This is a genomic window from Priestia sp. SIMBA_032 (assembly GCF_046535215.1).
In the GTDB taxonomy this organism is placed as follows: Bacteria; Bacillota; Bacilli; order Bacillales; family Bacillaceae_H; genus Priestia; species Priestia aryabhattai.
Genome location: NZ_JAWRXD010000015.1, coordinates 73201 through 91902, shown reverse-complemented (window position 1 = coordinate 91902; position 18702 = coordinate 73201). Strand labels below are relative to the sequence as shown.

Genomic DNA, 18702 nt, shown 5'->3' with positions numbered 1-18702 from the left:
GTCTTTTTCTTTATATTTATCTTTTTTGTCTTTAGACTCATATTTGTCTTTTTTGTACTTGTACTCGTCTTTTTCTTTATATTTATCTTTTTTGTCTTTAGACTCATATTTGTCTTTTTTGTACTTGTACTCGTCTTTTTCTTCATATTTATCTTTTTTGCACTTACAGTCATATTTGTCCTTGCTAGCGTCATGGATGACTTTTAAATCGTAATGCGGGCCTTCTTTTTTGTTTTTATAAGATTTACTCATATTGCTTTCCTCCTTTCATATTATATTCTATTTTTCTACAGTAAAATTGCTTGTACTATACGGAAAAATATTCAACATTACAGCCTATTTTTTAATCGTTCCGGAGAGTCATTTTTAAATGTCTCTCCGGAACGATTGTTATTTATAGAGATTGATAACTTACTTTTTATATATCAATCTATTCCTAATTCCCTACCCCAAATTGCTACTTTTTCCAGATGATAACCTAGTAACTCGCCTCCACGGTTATCAAATATTCTTCGTAATTGGGTGTGCAATCCTTTTTCTAATGTTCTTTGTAAATAAGCCATTTTGTAAAGATCTCTTGGATCAGTTTTAAATTTAATTCCATGCTTTTTCATTTCGTTAACGTAAGTTACTATACAATGATTTCGAATTTCTTCGGCGTATTTTTGCCAATCTGCTCTGAATCCCAATAATATTTCTACTAAAACTACCATATCAAACCATGTTGGAGCATATCTTGCTGACTCCCAATCAATGAACTGAATATTCCAAGGATAATCTTTAGTAACATCTTTACTACATATATTTTGCATGTGAAGGTCTCCATGTGTAAGAGAAGAACCATTTTCCAGTATTTCAGGGAAAAAATCCGGACCTTTACTATATAGTTTTATTAAGGGCTTATAATAAGGTTTTATTAAATCTTTTGTTCTGTCATCGCTAACTGCCTCATCGAGAAAAACGACCGTTTTTTCAATGTATTTTTCTCGTTCCTTTCTTGCTGATGCGGAATCATAAGTTGGAAGCCAAGAACTCCAAGCATCATTATATTTTTTGAATCTGTCTTCGAATGTGCGAGCATGAAGTTTAGCAACCGTGGGAATAATGTAGTCTAAATGTTTTGGGGTAAATTTTAATTGACCGCGTATTTGATTAACAAATTCCATGAAAACCCAATCTTCATTTGAATTCCTTTCTATGAGGTAAATTTGAGGTAAAAATTCTTTCAGCAGTGGGTGGAGTTTCTTATATATATTAATTTCAACTTCATTTTTTTGAGTTGTTGAACTATAGACCTTAAAAATAATTGGATAGTAACCACTTTTTTTTCGAAGTAATAATTTATATATGCTGCTTCTTTTGGTTGATTTCAGACACTCTATTTTAGTTGGATCAATGATAACTTTTTCGCCCATGGAATAAGAAAGCTTTTCGGAAATCTTTAATTTCGTAAATAGTTTGTATAATAATTTAGGTTCATACACAATTTTCATTCCTTCCTTTGTTATTTCCAATGTTGTTTCCAAGCGTTAACCAAGTGGGAACATGTACTTCTAATAAATGGCATTGGGTCATTCCATGCAAATAGGGCGAACTCTTTTTTTCCTTGAAAACCTTTATAAAAATCAATAAAACTCATTTCTTTTCTTTTTCTTTTTTGAAGAAAAGTCAGATAATATCTTACTAGATATATCCATTTAACCCCATCTATTTGATAGAAGATGGGCTCGGGATTTTGTTTAGTTAAATATAAATAATACATATAGACAAAATTAATACCAGAAGGTTCTGTTAAGCTATGTGTTAGCCAGAAACGTGGGTTTATTTCAATGAATTTGTAAATACCATCTCGAGGATCCTTTTTGAATTCAGCCATACCAATGCCTTTAAGTTCAATTTCTTCAAAGAAGGGTAAACATATATCGAAAAGCTCTGGAACTCGCTTACTTATAATATGTGCACCCGTTCCAAACTCTGCAGGAAATTGGTGATTTTTTTGTAAGGAGAATAATGCCATTAATTTCATATCGTCATCATAGAAAGTAGCGACTTTATAAAAACAATTATCATCTCCAGGAATAATTTCTTGAATAATTAGCTTTCCATATTCCCTGTAGGTCTGGTAATCAGCTTTTAATTGGGCTAAATCATTTATTAAGATAGCTTTTTTGTTAATGTTTTTTCTGAATTCATGGCCAAGAACTGGCTTGAGGATACAAGGAAAATCAAGATTAGCAATCGCTTCTTCAAAGTGGTCTTCATTTTCTACAATATATGTTTTAGGACATGCGATATTATGCTTTAAAGCCAATTCATATGCCTTCTCTTTGTCTAAAACTTCTTCAATTAAAGAGTGATCTGGAAGTAAGAACAAAAAGTATCTAGACAGTACTTTGCGGTTTCTTGAAATAAAAACAATATAATCATCAGAACCTGCATATAATATAGGTTTTTTTCCTATGCTTTGGGAAAGATTGATTAAAAACATAAGCAATTCATTTTCTTCGGTTAAAGGATTGGGACATATATTACAAGTCGCTAAACGGGATTTTCCTATCTTATAAGCTCTCTCTGTATCAAAAGCATATATTTTTATCCCTTTTTTAGATAAACTTCGAATTATTCCAACCCCATTTGCGCTCAAATCAAGCACAACTGCACAATGTTCATGTTTCATAAGGTTTAGCCACCTTTAAAATTTATTATATATACTTTCTATTTTTCTTATCATTCCATCTGTGGTTAAGTGTGTCTTAGCAAAATTAAATGCATTAGTACTAGCTTTATCTCGAGCTTGTTTATTAACAATGAAAAATCTTAATGCTTGTGCTAATTCTTCTGTATCTCCAGGTTCAACAATAATTCCTGTTTTACCATGTTTAACAAGTTCTGGAATGCCACCGCAATTTGTTGAAATTATTGCTGTCCCACTATGCATGGCTTCAATAATCGCAATCGGTAAACTATCGTTAATTGTTGGAAGTACAAAAATGTCTGTTTTGCTTAAAATATAAGGTACATCGTCTCTTGAACCTAAAAAATTCACCATAGGTAAATCTAAGGAATGCACTTGTTTCTCTAAAGTTTCTCGCATTTCACCATCACCAACTATTAATACTTCAACATTATTTGTATATTGCCTAATATGCGATAATGCACTTAGTAAATAGTTGTGCCCTTTTCTTGGTCCTAATCTAGCCACACATGTAATTACAAGTTTTTCTTGTTGACCCAACTTTTTCTTGTAGTATTTTTCTGGATAATTAATACCTGTTATTACTGTTGTCATTTTTTCGTGTTTTGCTCCTAATTCTGTTAATGAATCACGGAACGAGTCACTAAGAATAATGAGCTGACTAGCAAACTCTATTGCTTTCCTCTCTAGCTCTTTATAATAGGTTTCTTCAATAGAACCCTTTTCCATTAAATTGAACTTTAATCTTTTAAAAGTGAACATTCCATGAGGGGTGAAAAATAAAGGCTTGTTGTAATTTGCATTAAACCTTCCTAGAATATTTGCTGTAAATATATCTTGTGCATGAAAGATGTCGTATTTCTCCAAATCCATTTTTTGAAGCATCTGTTCATATATATATAAGAGACGACTATTAGATAAGATTTTTTTATCATAACTTCCATATCTTCTAAGGAAGAATTCTTTTAGTTTAGGGGTAATATGCTCTCGTAAATTTTTTACTGTTGCACTAGGGAATAAATTAGGGGAGATAATGTCAACCCTGTGACCTTGTTTTTTTAAACCTTTACTAAGCTCTGTAATATAGTTGGATAATCCTCCTATATGAGGGTAGTCCCAAAATGTAGCGATTAGTATAGTGAGTTTCTTTTTGGAAGGCCGTTTTTGAGGGCTTTTCTTTGTTCTATAGTCTTCCCTAACTTTTACTGGCGGGAGGTTAGGTTTATAGTATTCATCCATCTTTTCAATGATATAAGGGTAAGGGAAAATAAGATCTCTTATCATTTCCAAACCCTTCTTATCACTTCAAAAGCTTCTGCATACGGCACCCCAATAGTCATGCCTCGAACTCTGCCTAGATGTTTAACGCCTTCGTAGGAACGGGGATGAGGGAAATTTCGCATTTCAACGTCATAATATTTAAGTGCATTAATCTTAGCATCAATATTATTTGTGATGTCAACAAAATAATTTGGTTTAAATAGGTTATCAGAAGTAGAGGCATTCCACTCGCTAGAGGATACAGTTTCAAATGTAATTAACTCTATTGGTTCCTTGTTAGGGAGAGGTCTAGTTGCTGTTAATACTGCCTTAAATGTAATCTGATGATCAATATTTAGATCACCATAATGATGGGTAAATATTTTACTAGGTTTATATTTTTCAATCAATTTTTCAATTTCCTTCGTTAATAAATGAAGAGGAATTGATTCTAACTCTAAATTGGGATGTCCAAGGAATATTACTTCATCAATACCAAGCTGCTTATTTGCAAGCTGTCCTAATTCTTGAATGTGGTGTGCTTCTTCTTTTCTTCCTAAAGCCACAACGATTGAAATTACTTGATGGCCTTCATCTACAAATCTTTTTAAGGTTCCTGCTGTTCCTAAGAGTTCATCATCAGGATGGGCTCCAATTACTAATATACAATCTCTCATTTTCTTTCCTCCTGGTTCCGTATTATATTTAATATATGAGGTACTTGTACTTTTAGAAACTGTCATTGGCGGAGAACTAATAGTTATAAATTTAGAAATTTCCTCGATGACAGTAACCTAGAACGATTGTATATTTTTAAATTTTTACATAACAAATAATTATGAATGGAAAAGAGGAGGAAATTGAAAAACGTTAGTTCATAAACAATGGCTTGAGTAATATATATAGGTGCTTTTTTATAAGCACTAAATTAACACGAGAAATATGTAATTTTTCTTGGTTATCCCTTAATTAGTCTAGGAGCACACAAAAAAAGCCAGGGCTCTCCAAACCTATGGCTTTTTAATCCACTTATATAAAAATTAAATTTAATTTTGACGCGAATCTTATAGTATAGTAGTTAACTCTTATTTACTTACTATATCCAGAGATACGCTGCTTAAAAAGGAATTTTGTGATACCTAATTAAATGGTATTTTAATACAAATATTATCAATATACTTATAATAACATGCCCAATTTTATATATTTTTGTCTAATCATTAAATTGTTACTCCTTATAAATTTTATAAGGTTAGATTATTCTAAAGAAAGGTCCTCATCGATGTTAGCCATAGGAGATGTTACTGGAACAGTAGCAACTACAATATTAGTTAGTCCATCAATTACAGAGATTGTATTTTCTACTTCATGTGTCACATAGATCTGATTATTGGATGAGTTAACCTCTATACCGGTAGGCTGATTTCCTACAGGAATAATAGCCATTACAGTGTTTGTTATTGCATCAATTACAGAAACAGTATTACTTCCCCTATTTGAGATATAAATTCGATTAGTGGCCGAATTTATACCTATACCAGACGGTTGAGATTCTACTAAGATCGTGGAAATTACAGTATTAGTTAACCCATCAATTACAGAAACGGTATTCTTAAATTCATTTGTTACGTAAATTCGATTGATATATGGATGGACATCTATATCAGTTGGGTAAGTTTCTACTGAAATCGTGGAAATTACAGTATTAGTTAACCCATCAATTACAGAAACGGTATTACTTCCCCTGTTTGAGATATAAATTCGATTGATATATGGGTTGATCCCTACACCGGCCGGTTGAACTCCTACTGGAATGATAGCAATTACAGTATTAGTTGCCCCGTCAATTACAGAAACCGTTTGGCTCCCCCCATTTGTTACATAAATCCGATTGTTATTTGGATTCCCATTTAGGCTAACTGGCTGATGCCCTACAGGAATAGTAGAAACTACATTATTTGTTGTTGCATTAACGACAGAAATTACGTTATTATTCTCATCTATTACATATAGCTGATCGTTAGAAGCTCCACTATCGCTAAAATTAACATTTATTTTTTTTGCTTTCTTCGCCATTTTCACCAACTCTTTTCATAATTACTGTAAGAAAATTGTTGAAAACATAAGGGGAATATCTTATGTATAAATATATGATATTATTATTTTTTTATTATTCAAAAAAAAAACTTGACCTTATTATAAGATAAATTTCTCCACATATACTTTTAACCCTATATTGGATATGATATACCCCTGGCATCATTTTAAAACTTATAATATTTGGAAATAAAGATCGAACTCAGGAGTTTCCTTTTGTGCAGTAAATACATATAGTATTATGGCAAATATCATGAAAGGAGCAGGTAACTTGAATAATTCAAACCAAAAGCCCGGGGAAACCCCTAACAAACTTATGGAATTAATGATGCTAAACATTCTTCAAAAACACGGTATTACAAAAGAGAACGTTAAAGGGAAAGTAACTGATGAACAAAAACAACTAATCTTCGATTTATTAGAAGAATTAAAACAGCAATCCAGTTCACTTGTTGATAGGGCCAAGTCCACTTCTCCAAAAACGAAACCAAAGTAATTCCGTTTCTTCTTAAAAACGCCTCTTTTAGGCGTTTTTTCTATTTTAAAATTGGACATAGGCTCATAGGGTTTAGCCCAATCTTATTCATTCAAAAAATCATATATTATTTCATATAAGGAAAGGAGTGTTAATCATGCCAACTCATAAACGCTATGAGTCTCGTGAAGTAAAGAAAAGAAGTAAAAAGAAACATTCTGATCATGACCACAAAAGTCGTTTCGAATTAGAAGAGGATGATCATTTTTCCCATTTATTTGAAAGCGATAATCATTTTGAGGACGAGAGTAAAGAGGATGCAGTTATTGAACAAGAAGCAGATGCATTTTCATTTGTAGATCAAGAATCTACTGAATTAATTTGGATTAAGGATTCATGTGACATTGAAGTTACTACAACAGATACTCAGGTAGCTGTGCAGCTTCAAGTTGCTATCCAAGTAGCTCTTGGAGTAGTAATTTCCATTCTTTCTGCTAATGTTGCAAATTCTGAAGTTATAGCTCAAGACTTACTAGCACATGCTAACCTTGAGCAAACTAACAAACAAAAAATTGTCATTGTAAATTCAAAAGATGTCAAAATTACAACAACTGATGTAGATGCCGCTGTAAACATTCAGGTAGCAGTTCAAGCACTAATTGCAGTATTTGTTTCTGTCCTTAGTTCTTAATTCTTATTTAATTAAAAATTTAAAGAGGTGAAATAGTATGGGTGAACAAAAATGGAGAGCACTAGACCATTGTAAAACTGGAACACATAATGGAGCAGTTATCGATCAGGATGCAGAAGCAGCAAGTTCAATTGAACAACAATCCTTTGAATGGATTATTGTTAAGGATTCTGAATGTGTTGAAGTAAACACAACAGATGCACAAGTAGCGATACAATTACAAGTTGCTATTCAGGTAGCTATTGCAGCCGTTGTAGCCATTCTCACAAGTAATGTCAATCAGGGTGAAATTGTAGCTGAAGAAATGACAGCACTATTAGGGACTAAACAACGGAATAGTCAAAAAACAGTTATTGAAGGATCAATAAATGTAAAAGTTAATACAACTGATGCAGATGTTGCTTTAAATATTCAAGTAGCAATTCAAGTGTTAATCGCAATATTTGTTTCTCTACTTAGCTCATAATTATGAGTTATTTTTTTAACGCTACAAATTAAAATAAAGAGATAATCGTAATAATCTTGGATTTTTTTATCTATTAAGAGGTTACTAGCAGAAAAAGAGAGGGATAGTCTAAAAAACGGTTCCCTCAGTTAATAGTTTTAGAGTAGACCAGAATTATATAGAGTTCTAAAGATTATTACGTCATATTTAAACTCATGGATATATTTAGCTAAATTTATTCGTTATTTACTTTCCTGAGAATAGGAAAAAAGCACTTTTCTTGTGGAAAGTGCTTTTTATATTTTATAGATGAAATTATTAAATGAACAAGGGAATTAAACAATTCTAGTGTTTAGATTCACCATCTGAGGGGGAAAGTGACAAGATTTTTATTTGATATTAGTCTGAGTAAGCAATACCATTAAAACTCTCTGGTCCCACTCTCACGGTTCCTAGGAGATTTGAGCCAATAAATGCCGTATAGACTAAAAGGCCAGAAGCTGGTGCAGGGATGTTAAAATCAGAAGCTGTGAAGGTAAAAAGTTGGGGGCCTAATAGATTTATATTTAAGGATTCTGAAGAGGAATAAATGACAGTATCAGTGAGGGCAGTTCCTCTGACTATTGTAATAGTAATCGTTGTTGCTGCAGGTAGTAGAGGTAATTGGCAAGCAACTGTCCCGCTCAATTGAGTGCGGATAGGGCCTGTAGCTCCTGAAACATTAAGCCCAATTTGTCCAAATAATCCCGGTTGCGAGAGAATAGTAATAGGAATAGAAATAGAGTTAGCAATGCTAGCATTTTGGGATGTTCTAGCATCTAATAATCTAGTCATGTAATGACCTCCTTTCTATGTTATTTATTATTATATGACAAGTAAGTTTTTACGCTTGGACAAACCAATTAGTTTAAGTACAACTTCAAATCTTAACTAATGGAATGAAATCTAATCAATTATACTTCCCTAGAGTAAAATTTACATACATTATTTAATATCATAAAGAAGTTAAAGTACATATGAGTAACCTTATAAATAATTACTTTTTAATTTCGTTACAAATATTGTAACGAAATTTTATAAGATAAGATATCTTCTATACAAAAATTAAATTAGAATGTCGTCTTATTAATGACAGTAAGCTTATAAAAGTATCAATACCCCCGTTATTGGAATATTTATAATCAGTATCTTGTATAATGGAGGTTAATTTATATCATGAAAGATATTCAAGTCATTTTACTGAGTTATTCTAACTCAAATGCATTACAGCAGGCCTTAACGTCTTTAAATCTTATTATCAATCGAGTAAAAGAGGTCGTAGTTATAGATATACCTGACCTTTTGTTAAAGGTAGCTGATTCTTTTACTACGCAAGTGAAAATCGAATATGTGAAACTAAATAACAATGATTTGGGAAGGGTATTAAATAACTATATTAAAGAGCTATCTTGTGAATATGTTTTATTTCTTTACGACCAAGATTATTTAAATTCAAACATAACAGAGATACAATTAGAATTAAACAATGAAAAACAAGTGATGACTTATCAAAGTACAATTAAAAATATAACAATTCAACGGCCTTTTTTTGTAAAGACGTATTTCTTAAAACAAAATATATTTTTTCAGGATAACGAAGTGCCTTTTAAAGAAGCAATATTACCTTCATGGCTATCTCTAGTTGATCATTATCACCTTATACTAGAGAATAGAGGTATTATTAGTCAGTACTCTAAAGATGCTTCTACAAGTAATATTGAAAAAATAAAATTTATAGAAAGGTATCAGTTGAAAATACCTAACCATATAGCTCAACCCTCCGTAGCAGTAATGGTATCAAATTATAATATGGCCAACTATGTAGGAACTGCTATTAATTCATGTTTCCTACAAAATAGTCCACCAGAACAGGTATTAGTAGTTGATGATGGCTCGACTGATGAGTCTTATAAGATTTTAGAAAAATGGATTTACCATCCTCGATTTAAACTTTTAACTAAAAAGAATGGTGGAAAGGCCAGGGCCTTGAATGAATTACTCCCATACATTGAGACAGATTTTATAGTTGAACTAGACGCTGATGATTGGCTAGACCCTGATGCGATTTTTGTTATCAGAGATTATTTAAGGAGCTTAGCAGACGATGTTGCCGTTCTTTACGGTAATTTAAGAGCTTGGAAACAGGTGAACCCAGGGAAAGTAAAATACAAAGGTATTAGAAAAGGAAGTCAAGTGTTTAATAAAATGGAATTGCTTTCATATACGTTTCCTTTAGGTCCTCGCATCTATCGGACATCGTCTCTAAAAGAGAACAAAGGATTTCCAATTATAGACTTTGAGGATGGTCGTATGTATGAAGACGTTAGTATATTAAATCATTTACTAAGAGAAAATCGTTTACTATATAAAGATTTTACGGTTTATAATGTGAGGGAGCATAAATTTAGCATCACAAAAAAAAACCCCTCCAATTGGAGCGATTTTTTAAAGTTTCTTAATTAAGCAACTGGGGAAAAAGTAACAAAGTTAATTGCAGGGATAGATATAGTTAGTGGAGTAGTTGTAGTACCATAACCATATCCAACCGTCTGAAGGATAGTAAGAAGGTTACCTGTAACAGAAGTAATAATTCCTTCCACAAAACCATCAGACATGGCAATTTCCACTGGTGTCCCAATACGTTTTGTTAATTCTGCCGCTAAAAAGCTTTCAAACATATAATAAACCTCCTCCTTAAAGTGATGCTACTGTTTCAATTTTGCTTAGGTTTACAAAGTGCATCGTTCCATCACTTTCGACTAAAACAACATAATCTGATAGAACAGCAAGTAAAACTCCTGTAAGTGTCTCATACTCTGTTGACAATTGTACTGTTTGGTTAAGGCGATTTGTTAAATCATTACGTAGAGCGTTTAAACTAGGTAGAAGTCTTAGTCTTAGAAGGTCAATTAAAAGGTTAGTAGTCGCTGTAGTTGTAGTGCTTAGAAGGCCAGTAGCAGTAGCAGTCGTAGTGTTTAACAGGTCAGTAGCACCGGCGGTAGTAGTGTTTAACAGGTCAGTTACATTTGTGGTAGTAGTATTTAATAGATTAGTGATTAAAGAAGTATCCACAAGACCATTAGTATTTAAAGTGTTAAGGAGCTCAGTTACATTAGTTGATGAATTAGCAGTATTTAAAAGGTTGTTAGTTGTTGAAGTCGCTGTAGTGGGTAAGGTTTGTAATGTCCCAAGTAGGTTGAGTAACCTTGCTTTAGCTTCACTTGATAGTGCCAATATAATCATCCTTTCTTAATTGCATTTTTTTACATTATTGTCTATGTTTTATAATATGCTTATCCGATTTTTTCGGTGCTCAGCATTTTAATTATTTTAGTCAGGGGTTGAATAATCTTTTATGTGTATTTGAGGGGTGTATGCAAGAGAGAAGTGTATTACAAATGTTCTGTGTTTATATTTAAATTTTTTAGTATGAAGAATAAACTTAACAATTTGTTTTGGTAAAGTAACTTTTAGACTGTGAATATATCAGGTATTGACTGCTCAAAGGTATTGTTGTTTATCAACTTTCTTTTGCTATATATTCTGTGATTAGTTGCGTAAGAGTATTTTTATGGCGGTCAATGACGACTTTATTTTCTTCCTTAATAAAGGAAGCATATTTTTTAGTGCCCATATTTTCATGGATTCTAGATAATAAAAGCGGTTCGGAAAGATAATGAAGATCAAATTTTTGAATGATTCGCGCCCATAAATCATAGTCATGAGTATAAAGGAGTGTTTCATCAAAAAAGCCTACAGAAGTAAACACATTTTTATTTATCATTGTAGAACAGCCATTAATAATGTTTCCCTTGCTCATTTGTTTTAGTACTTCAAGCTTATTTGAGGGATGAAATCCTATAGGAGGAGTTATAATATTACCTTTTGCATTAATAGCGTAGTAATTTGTATGGCTAAAAAAAGCATTGTTTATAATCATGAATTCTAACTGGAGAGCAATCTTTTGTGGATAATAAATATCATCTGAACTAAGCCAGCATATATAATCTCCGGTGGCCAACTTAATACCCACATTTAAGGCACTTGCTGTTCCTCCATTTTCTTTTTCTGTATATATAATTTTATCTAAATAAGGAACGATCTTTTCTTTATATTGAGTGGATCCGTCATTTATCACGATAATTTCAATATCATTGTAGGTTTGATTTAGTAAACTATCCAATGCATGACTAATAAATGGACAGTTGAAGAAAGGTACAATAACAGATACTTTTAACATATTTAATTCTCCTTTCAGATAACATTAAACTTATTAATATCCTATTTGATTATTATCTTATCTCTAATACCTTATTGAATAATATTACATTTATTAAGATATGAAACATATTTTAAATATGAAATAGATATTCGTTAGATTAATTTTACTCACCATTTAAAGTGAATAAAAATTTTAATTTAATAATATTGGTAAGTTAAGTAAAAGAGCAGTTCAATTTATGCATATTATTTATTAGAGTGACCTTTATTATCTTAAGGTTTAATATACGATCTATAATTTTTGTTTTTAAATTAATTTACTAAATGGGGGTAAGAAATGAATATATTGTTTGTATTCTATGTCCCAAGTGGTGGTGTAGAGACTTTAAATCGTCAAAGGTGTAAGGCTCTTAAGAAATATAATATTAATGCCGACTGTCTCTATTATGAAAATAGAAAAAAGACAATAAATGATCATGGTACTCAAACGTTTGTAACAAATGAAGACACAGAGATAAAAAAAATATTGGATGATGGAAATTACAGTCTCATTGTGATCGTTTCAGATTTCCAAGCTTTACCTAGATTTAAATCACTAGGTTATCGGGGAAAGATGATTATAGAAATACAAGGATACGGTCCAAAAAGCACCGCAAGAGCTGCCCTTACAAATGCTGTGCCTCTTGTAACTAAATACGCTTCTGGTTTCCTTAACCCTAAAACCCCTCACATTATGCAGCTGTTAGATGAACTTTATCCCTCATTCCCTGTTTTTAGTTTTAACAACTGTTTTGATACTAATGAGTTTTCATACCGATCCGTACCTGAAAGTCATACTCCACATATTGCATGGATTGGAAGAATTGAAGATAATAAGAATTGGAGAGAATTTTTAAAAATAGGCAGTGAATTAGTTCATAATTATAATTCAGGCATACAATTACATATGTTTGAAGATCCTACTATAAGTGAACCAAAAGAAAGAGCTGAATTTAAAAATTTAATTAAAGAATTAAATTTAGAGGCAAATCTTCTGCTTCACGCAAATGTCCCTAACAATGAAATGGCAAATTATTTTTCAATGATCGGTGAATCTGGTGGCTTTTTATGCTCTACCTCTAAAGTGGAGGGAGCACCTTATTCGCTTCTTGAGGCAATGAGCTGTAAGTGTCCTGTATTGACGACAGACTCTGATGGTGTAAAAAGCTCAATTATTCATAATCAAACAGGAAAATATTATACGTTAGGTAATGTTGATGAAGCTGTTAAAGAAGCAAAAGAGTTGATGTTGAATTCTCAATTAAGAGAATACATACGTGAAAATGCTCTCCAGCATGTAAAGATAAACTTTAGTCCGGAATTATACTGTACAAATTTTATTGCTATGATTAGGTCTCTTGGAATATGATAATAAATAAAATACCAGAGTCTTTACATGCTCTGGTATTTTATTTAGGTTGGATTTTCATTTTCTGTTTCTAAACCTTTAGCCTGTTTGTACAGTGATAGAACATTATTAACCATGGTATCAAGAGACCATCGCTCTTTCGCCCATTCCTTAGTACAGCCAGCCAGTTGTTTACGAAGAATATTATTTTCAAGTAAATATCTTAACTGATCATATATTTCATGGATGTTTCCAACAGAGGAAACTAACCCGCTTCTACCAACCTCAACCATTTCAGGTAAACCTGCTGTATTGCTTACAAGAACCGGTAAACCTGCGAGTTGAGCTTCCATGACAGAATAAGGCTGGGTATCATGTATACTAGGATGAACAAAAATATCTGCCTCTCTGAGAAAATGAGCAACATCATTAGAGATCCCTAAAAATCTAATGTGGTTACTAAGCTCTAAACTTTGGCATTGTTCTTGCAACTCCGCTTTTAATTCTCCTTCTCCGAGTATCCAGCATTCCCAATCATCTCTATCCGTTTTTAAAAGCGCAAGTGCATCAAGTAGATGATGAACACCCTTTAAATAAACGAGCCTCCCCATAAACAGAATAATTTTCTTTCCCTTTTTTGGTCCAATAATAGGGTAGCTCATAGAATCTTCTTGAAAATTTTTAATATCTAATCCGTATGAAAAAGTTATTATTTTATCCGGGGAAATAGAAAAGTTATCTATAATATTATTACGCATCCAAAGCGTAGGACTATGAATCAAATTACTAGATTGATATCCTAGACGTTCAAGGGTTTTATGATATTGATATTCAAATGTATCTTGTAGTTGTTGATCAGTTTTTTTTCGATGCATGGTCTTAAGGGTAAAGAAAATATCCCTTGATAGGTTACCCAGTGCACTAGTAACAAGGGGAATGTTCGAAGGTTTAACTCTACTTATAGCTCTTGCTGCTGTTACATCTAGTGCATGAATAATGTCATATTGTTGGAGATTATAATATGCTGCCGATAGTTCCAAGCTATAACGAAATATTTCAACATTATATATCCAGCTGTTTATAGGTAATGAAGGCATCTCTGTTACGATCTTTTCTTTAATATAAGGAGAAATATCATCAATTTCTATTTCTGATTCTTGCCCTATAATTCGATATTTGGTTGTATCAGGGGTATGACTGAGTACATCGACAGAATGCCCCAAGTCTTCAAGCGATTTTTTGAGTAATGATACAAACGTCCAAACTCCCCCGGTATAGGGGAGTGGATAATAGGAAACCAATAAAATCTTCATTTATAATCATCCCTTAATTGTTTTGCATATATTTTGGTATTGGGTGTGTAAGCTTATAATAACATTGTAGAAAGCTAGACTAGCTTACTTAGTATATTTAAAAATTATATTTATAACCTGAGGATCAGGAATTTTATAGTCTGGATGCAATTTGGTTTTTATCTCATCTAAGAAATCAGTAAGGTTTTTATCAAATGATGAAGTATTTTTGTCTTTCATTTATTATTAATTCCCTTCTTTCTTAAAAAACTAGGCCAAAAATAATATCCAACTTAGCACATTTATAGGAGGTTAAATAAATTTATCTTAGTTATATAGACTTCCCTTAATGTATAATATGTGAGAAATTTTTAATTGATATGGAGGGGGCTTATTCCTTTAATATTTCAATTAGAGATGTATGTAACAAGATTTAAATGTATATAGGTGTAAAGAGACTAAGAATAAGGGGTAGCACTACTTGTAAGGGGGAATTTTAATTATTTGGATAGGATTCATAATTCGAACAAGTAGTGAAGTAGCTTATTAAATAAGGTTGAGATAGGTATTGGTGGGCATAGAGAATTATAAACTTATACACACTTTATAACTGGTCTGACTGAAGCGATTTTATATATTCTTTTAAAAGAGGACGGTAATGATATTCAATAATTTTCATCTCTTTTTGCATTTCAGGTTGATATTTACGTGTTCCCGAATTCTCATGTGAGCGAAATTTTGTAAGGGATTCATCAAAGTAATGAATTTCATAGCCATTCACAAGCATGCGGAACCACATTTCATAATCGTGTGTATAACGAAAGTCTGGAGAAAAAACCCCTACTTTATCAAAAAATTCCTTTTTTATAAGGATCGTACAGCCATTAATAGCATTATAAGTTAGAAAAGCATTATATACATCATCAAGATTGGTAAAGCGTTTAGTACACCAAGGAATTAAAACTTGATTGTCTTTATTAATGTAATCAAAATTTGTGAAACTGGCATCTATTTTCTTTTTAGTCATGAATTCTATCTGTTTAGAAACTTTTGTAGGAACAAAATAATCATCCGAACTTAACCAAGCAATATACTCGCCTGTAGCAACAAATAAGCCAGTGTTAAGAGCAGTAGCAGTTCCTCCGTTTTCCTTCCTTATATAAATAATCTTGTCTTTAAATGGCATAATTTTTTCCGTATAGCTTGTAGAACCATCGTCTATTACCACTATCTCTATATTTTCATATGTCTGATCTAAGGCACTTTTAATTGCCTGATCTACGTAAGGACAGTTATAAAAAGGAATGATTATTGATACTTTTGGACCCATTATTTACCCTCCAAAAAATAAATTGTGTTCAGGGTATATGACTCGCTTATTATCCATGCTTAATCTAAATTTCAACAAAATGATAGCTTTAATTTAAGCAATAGAAATTATAAGTTATATACTTTACGGAATATTAAGGAACCCATTGGTTTGAAATTACCTTATTTAATTCCTCAATTAGAATATGCAAAGAACTTGTTAAATGATATGAAAACTCTCTAAAAAACACCTTTCGTATGCCTACCTCTAGTGAGAATATGGAAAAAGGTTCGATTAAAGTAAATCTTAATTAATTTCACACAAGAGATTTTATAAGAAGCAGCAAAGGACTAATTAATAAAGTAGCCATTTTCCTTTCACTAGTTATTAGGACCATCTACTTGTTGACGATAAAAATCAACAATGTTCTTTATAGTAGTTTCCAGAGGGATTTTTGGTTGCCACCCCAATTCAATTAAAGATACAGGGTGCAAATCAACATGATTAACTATAGGGCTTTGATTATCTAATTTTGTTTGAAATGGAATATCCGTTGTTTTCCTAAACATGTTTATAATTTCACCTAAGGAATGGCTCTTACCAGAAGAGACATCATATATGTCACCAGACTTCCCTTTCTTGAGAAGACAATCATAAGCTTTCACTGCATCTCGTACATCTAAAAAATCTAAACGATTATTTAAATTACTAACATTTAAGAATTTTTCTTCTTTCTCTCTTTCCATATTTACAATCCTCTGAGCAAAAATTGAACAGACCCCTGTAGAGAATCCCGGTCCTACTAAATTTGATGGCCTAGCAATGACAATATGCATATTATATAAGGTAGCCCAAAATTGAGAAAAAATGGATTGTATCGTTTTACTTAGGCCATAGGGATGATTAAAGGTGGGGATAGATGTTGGATTAAATTGGAGAGCTGAACTCACAATGACTGTCTTGCAATCTGGTGCTTCTTGTCGGAGAGCCTCAACAAGATATGCTGTCCCCATTGCATTCACTTCTAGGGAATTAAGAGGATCCTCCCATGAACGACCTACCGCATTCTGTCCTGCTAAATGGAGAACATAATCAGGCTTTATTTGTTTAATAAGGTCTTTTATTCCCTTTTTATTAAATAAATCGCATTGTTTTGTTTTAACTTTTTTATAACAAAAGTTTCTCTTGTTAGTTATCGCTATAATATCCAAGTCTAATTTTGAAAAATATTCACACGCATGTTGTCCAGTAAAGCCGCTTGCTCCGGTAATTAATAATTTATGTTTTGCGTTCATCAGTTTCACATCCCACCCAATGTATTTAAACTTCCCACTAAATTAAGCTTAATATTAGATGTATGCTAAAAAAAACAAATCTTTCATTTAGAGCCTTTATGCTACTGTATTAAAATATTGTTTTTAAAATAAAAATGGTAGTTTATAACATTAATCAGCTGCATGAATACCTATATATAAGGGGATTTGGGAGCGCTGATGTTATAAAAAGAGGAGAGAAATTTATGAAAATATTACTTGCTACATTTTGGGAAGTCCCTCATGTAGGTGGTGTTTGGAATTATATGCAACAGTTAAAAAAAGAACTTGAAGCATTGGGACATGAAGTAGACTTGCTTGGTCATGGAGCAGGGAATGAATCAGTTCATATTGTTAATAAAAATCAAGAATTTATTAAAGATGAGCTTTCATTAGTCACAAAGTTAGCTCAAAAAGAGAAAAATCAACCTCTCCTATATAAAGATGAAGTAGTTAAATTTTATGAGAAGCAGCGTCTGGGTTATATGGAAGGAATTACGAATCTAGGCATAGATCAATACGATATAATTCATACACAAGATGTAGTGTCAACTGCCTGTATTAGCCCGCTAAAACCTAAAAAAACAGCATTAGTAGCAACTATACACGGTTGTGTGGCTCACGAATTAAATCACTACGTTAAAAATACTTTGAAATCCTCTACCGCCGATATAGCATGTAAGTATTTTAATGAGCTTGAGCATACAGGTGCTATGTCTGCTGACTGTACAGTGGTCGCAAATAACTGGCTTAAGAATATTTTAATAAAGGAATTTCAGGTTCAAGAGCAAAAGCTTACAGTATTTCATTATGGATATGATATTGATTCTTTTCTTCAGCGGATGCAGAATCCCTCAACTCTTCGTTCACGCGTTGGTCAACAAGTAATTATTTATACGGGAAGATTAGTTGAGATTAAGGGAATTCATCATTTATTATCGGCCCTCAGTGAATTAAAAAAGTTAAAAAAAGGATGGGTATGTTGGATAGTTGGGGATGGGGATAAAAAAGCTGAATTAAAAGCTCAGAGCAGAGCACTAGGGCTAGGAAAAAGAGTTGTTTTTTTAGGCAACAGAAATGATGTCCCTTCTTTACTATCTCTTGCTAATATCTTTGTACTTCCTAGCCTTATAGAAAATCAGCCCCTATCCGTAATTGAAGCGCAACTTGCTGGCAAACCCGTAATAGTAAGTGATGCAGGGGGATTGCCAGAAATGGTTCAACATGATTCAACAGGAGTAATCTACCCTGCTGGAGACCCAAACTCACTATGTAAAAATATTTATAATTTATTAATAAACCCAGAATACAGGGATAGCTTAGGGGCTAAAGCTCAGGAATGGGCCTTAAATCATTGGTCACAAAAAAAAGCAGTTGATAAGGTATTGAACGTTTACGAAAAGGTTCTCTCACACCGGAAGTAAACTTATAACTTTTAGTAGTGTGGCAAAGGTAAATTAATTCATCTTTTTAACGAA

19 protein-coding genes are annotated in these 18702 nt (G+C 32.3%); 6 read left to right on the top strand and 13 right to left on the bottom strand.

Annotated features, from left to right (window positions below):
* The 6 genes from SB717_RS26575 to SB717_RS26550 all read right to left on the bottom strand — a co-directional run.
* Positions 1-252: hypothetical protein (locus tag SB717_RS26575; RefSeq protein ID WP_410905478.1), on the bottom strand; the 252-nt coding region annotated here is incomplete at its 3' end.
* Between the two features lie 173 nt (positions 253-425).
* Positions 426-1484: a phosphotransferase gene (locus tag SB717_RS26570; protein ID WP_074684436.1), complete on the bottom strand. Its 1059-nt coding sequence runs from the start codon at positions 1482-1484 to the stop codon at positions 426-428.
* Positions 1485-1504: 20 nt separating this feature from the next.
* The gene (locus SB717_RS26565) at positions 1505-2677 is read right to left on the bottom strand and encodes a carboxylate--amine ligase (protein WP_074684435.1); all 1173 of its coding nucleotides are present in this window, start codon (positions 2675-2677) and stop codon (positions 1505-1507) included.
* Positions 2678-2692: 15 nt separating this feature from the next.
* Positions 2693-3979 carry a glycosyltransferase family 4 protein gene (locus SB717_RS26560; protein ID WP_410905476.1) on the bottom strand — a complete coding sequence of 429 codons (1287 nt, stop codon included), beginning with the start codon at positions 3977-3979 and terminating at the stop codon, positions 2693-2695.
* Positions 3976-4632, bottom strand: a complete 657-nt coding sequence (locus SB717_RS26555) for a PIG-L deacetylase family protein (protein ID WP_074684433.1) — start codon at positions 4630-4632, stop codon at positions 3976-3978. The genes SB717_RS26560 and SB717_RS26555 overlap by 4 nt, the downstream gene beginning before the upstream one ends.
* Before the next feature lie 580 nt (positions 4633-5212).
* A complete protein-coding gene (locus SB717_RS26550) occupies positions 5213-6031 on the bottom strand; it encodes a YncE family protein (protein WP_029319737.1) in 819 nt (272 codons plus the stop codon).
* Between the two features lie 292 nt (positions 6032-6323).
* Between SB717_RS26550 and SB717_RS26545 the strand changes: the two genes are divergently transcribed.
* From SB717_RS26545 to SB717_RS26535, 3 genes are all read left to right on the top strand, one after another.
* Positions 6324-6548, top strand: a complete 225-nt coding sequence (locus SB717_RS26545) for a hypothetical protein (protein ID WP_237656847.1) — start codon at positions 6324-6326, stop codon at positions 6546-6548.
* A gap of 136 nt (positions 6549-6684) precedes the next feature.
* Positions 6685-7218 (top strand): spore coat protein, encoded by a 534-nt coding sequence (locus SB717_RS26540; protein ID WP_074684246.1) that lies wholly within the window; start codon positions 6685-6687, stop codon positions 7216-7218.
* A gap of 37 nt (positions 7219-7255) precedes the next feature.
* Positions 7256-7684 (top strand): spore coat protein, encoded by a 429-nt coding sequence (locus SB717_RS26535; protein WP_074684247.1) that lies wholly within the window; start codon positions 7256-7258, stop codon positions 7682-7684.
* Positions 7685-8062: 378 nt separating this feature from the next.
* Here SB717_RS26535 and SB717_RS26530 read toward each other — a convergent pair whose 3' ends face one another.
* Positions 8063-8497, bottom strand: a complete 435-nt coding sequence (locus tag SB717_RS26530; protein WP_074684248.1) for a hypothetical protein — start codon at positions 8495-8497, stop codon at positions 8063-8065.
* Positions 8498-8878: 381 nt separating this feature from the next.
* Between SB717_RS26530 and SB717_RS26525 the strand changes: the two genes are divergently transcribed.
* Positions 8879-10165 (top strand): glycosyltransferase family 2 protein, encoded by a 1287-nt coding sequence (locus SB717_RS26525; RefSeq protein ID WP_074684249.1) that lies wholly within the window; start codon positions 8879-8881, stop codon positions 10163-10165.
* Here the strand turns inward: SB717_RS26525 and SB717_RS26520 are convergent.
* The 3 genes from SB717_RS26520 to SB717_RS26510 form a co-directional block, all read right to left on the bottom strand.
* On the bottom strand, positions 10162-10380 hold the full coding sequence (locus SB717_RS26520) for a hypothetical protein (RefSeq protein ID WP_074684250.1): 219 nt from the start codon (positions 10378-10380) through the stop codon (positions 10162-10164). The genes SB717_RS26525 and SB717_RS26520 overlap by 4 nt on opposite strands.
* Before the next feature lie 16 nt (positions 10381-10396).
* Positions 10397-10945 (bottom strand): DUF2642 domain-containing protein, encoded by a 549-nt coding sequence (locus SB717_RS26515; RefSeq protein ID WP_410905471.1) that lies wholly within the window; start codon positions 10943-10945, stop codon positions 10397-10399.
* Positions 10946-11222: 277 nt separating this feature from the next.
* Positions 11223-11942, bottom strand: coding sequence for a glycosyltransferase family 2 protein (locus SB717_RS26510; RefSeq protein WP_074684252.1), 720 nt, complete (start codon positions 11940-11942; stop codon positions 11223-11225).
* Between the two features lie 318 nt (positions 11943-12260).
* Here SB717_RS26510 and SB717_RS26505 point away from each other — a divergent pair, with 318 nt between their 5' ends.
* A complete protein-coding gene (locus tag SB717_RS26505) occupies positions 12261-13331 on the top strand; it encodes a glycosyltransferase family 4 protein (protein ID WP_410905469.1) in 1071 nt (356 codons plus the stop codon).
* A gap of 44 nt (positions 13332-13375) precedes the next feature.
* Here the strand turns inward: SB717_RS26505 and SB717_RS26500 are convergent, their stop codons facing one another.
* From SB717_RS26500 to SB717_RS26490, 3 genes are all read right to left on the bottom strand, one after another.
* Positions 13376-14623 carry a glycosyltransferase family 4 protein gene (locus SB717_RS26500; RefSeq protein WP_074684254.1) on the bottom strand — a complete coding sequence of 416 codons (1248 nt, stop codon included), beginning with the start codon at positions 14621-14623 and terminating at the stop codon, positions 13376-13378.
* Between the two features lie 583 nt (positions 14624-15206).
* Positions 15207-15932 carry a glycosyltransferase gene (locus SB717_RS26495; RefSeq protein WP_074684255.1) on the bottom strand — a complete coding sequence of 242 codons (726 nt, stop codon included), beginning with the start codon at positions 15930-15932 and terminating at the stop codon, positions 15207-15209.
* 359 nt (positions 15933-16291) lie between these two features.
* A complete protein-coding gene (locus SB717_RS26490) occupies positions 16292-17206 on the bottom strand; it encodes an NAD-dependent epimerase/dehydratase family protein (RefSeq protein WP_335539275.1) in 915 nt (304 codons plus the stop codon).
* Positions 17207-17430: 224 nt separating this feature from the next.
* Between SB717_RS26490 and SB717_RS26485 the strand changes: the two genes are divergently transcribed.
* The gene (locus SB717_RS26485; protein ID WP_074684257.1) at positions 17431-18648 is read left to right on the top strand and encodes a glycosyltransferase family 4 protein; all 1218 of its coding nucleotides are present in this window, start codon (positions 17431-17433) and stop codon (positions 18646-18648) included.
* The last annotated feature ends 54 nt before the right edge of the window (positions 18649-18702 follow it).

Bases quoted from the DNA above. Each gene is read 5' to 3' on its own strand.
- SB717_RS26525 (WP_074684249.1), top strand. From the start codon at position 8,879: ATGAAAGATATTCAAGTCATTTTACTGAGTTATTCTAACTCAAATGCA.
- SB717_RS26535 (WP_074684247.1), top strand. From the start codon at position 7,256: ATGGGTGAACAAAAATGGAGAGCACTAGACCATTGTAAAACTGGAACA.
- SB717_RS26515 (WP_410905471.1), bottom strand. From the start codon at position 10,945: ATGATTATATTGGCACTATCAAGTGAAGCTAAAGCAAGGTTACTCAAC.
- SB717_RS26520 (WP_074684250.1), bottom strand. From the start codon at position 10,380: ATGTTTGAAAGCTTTTTAGCGGCAGAATTAACAAAACGTATTGGGACA.
- SB717_RS26495 (WP_074684255.1), bottom strand. From the start codon at position 15,932: ATGGGTCCAAAAGTATCAATAATCATTCCTTTTTATAACTGTCCTTAC.
- SB717_RS26550 (WP_029319737.1), bottom strand. From the start codon at position 6,031: ATGGCGAAGAAAGCAAAAAAAATAAATGTTAATTTTAGCGATAGTGGA.
- SB717_RS26565 (WP_074684435.1), bottom strand. From the start codon at position 2,677: ATGAAACATGAACATTGTGCAGTTGTGCTTGATTTGAGCGCAAATGGG.
- SB717_RS26560 (WP_410905476.1), bottom strand. From the start codon at position 3,979: ATGATAAGAGATCTTATTTTCCCTTACCCTTATATCATTGAAAAGATG.
- SB717_RS26505 (WP_410905469.1), top strand. From the start codon at position 12,261: ATGAATATATTGTTTGTATTCTATGTCCCAAGTGGTGGTGTAGAGACT.
- SB717_RS26555 (WP_074684433.1), bottom strand. From the start codon at position 4,632: ATGAGAGATTGTATATTAGTAATTGGAGCCCATCCTGATGATGAACTC.
- SB717_RS26500 (WP_074684254.1), bottom strand. From the start codon at position 14,623: ATGAAGATTTTATTGGTTTCCTATTATCCACTCCCCTATACCGGGGGA.
- SB717_RS26490 (WP_335539275.1), bottom strand. From the start codon at position 17,206: ATGAACGCAAAACATAAATTATTAATTACCGGAGCAAGCGGCTTTACT.
- SB717_RS26540 (WP_074684246.1), top strand. From the start codon at position 6,685: ATGCCAACTCATAAACGCTATGAGTCTCGTGAAGTAAAGAAAAGAAGT.
- SB717_RS26530 (WP_074684248.1), bottom strand. From the start codon at position 8,497: ATGACTAGATTATTAGATGCTAGAACATCCCAAAATGCTAGCATTGCT.
- SB717_RS26510 (WP_074684252.1), bottom strand. From the start codon at position 11,942: ATGTTAAAAGTATCTGTTATTGTACCTTTCTTCAACTGTCCATTTATT.
- SB717_RS26485 (WP_074684257.1), top strand. From the start codon at position 17,431: ATGAAAATATTACTTGCTACATTTTGGGAAGTCCCTCATGTAGGTGGT.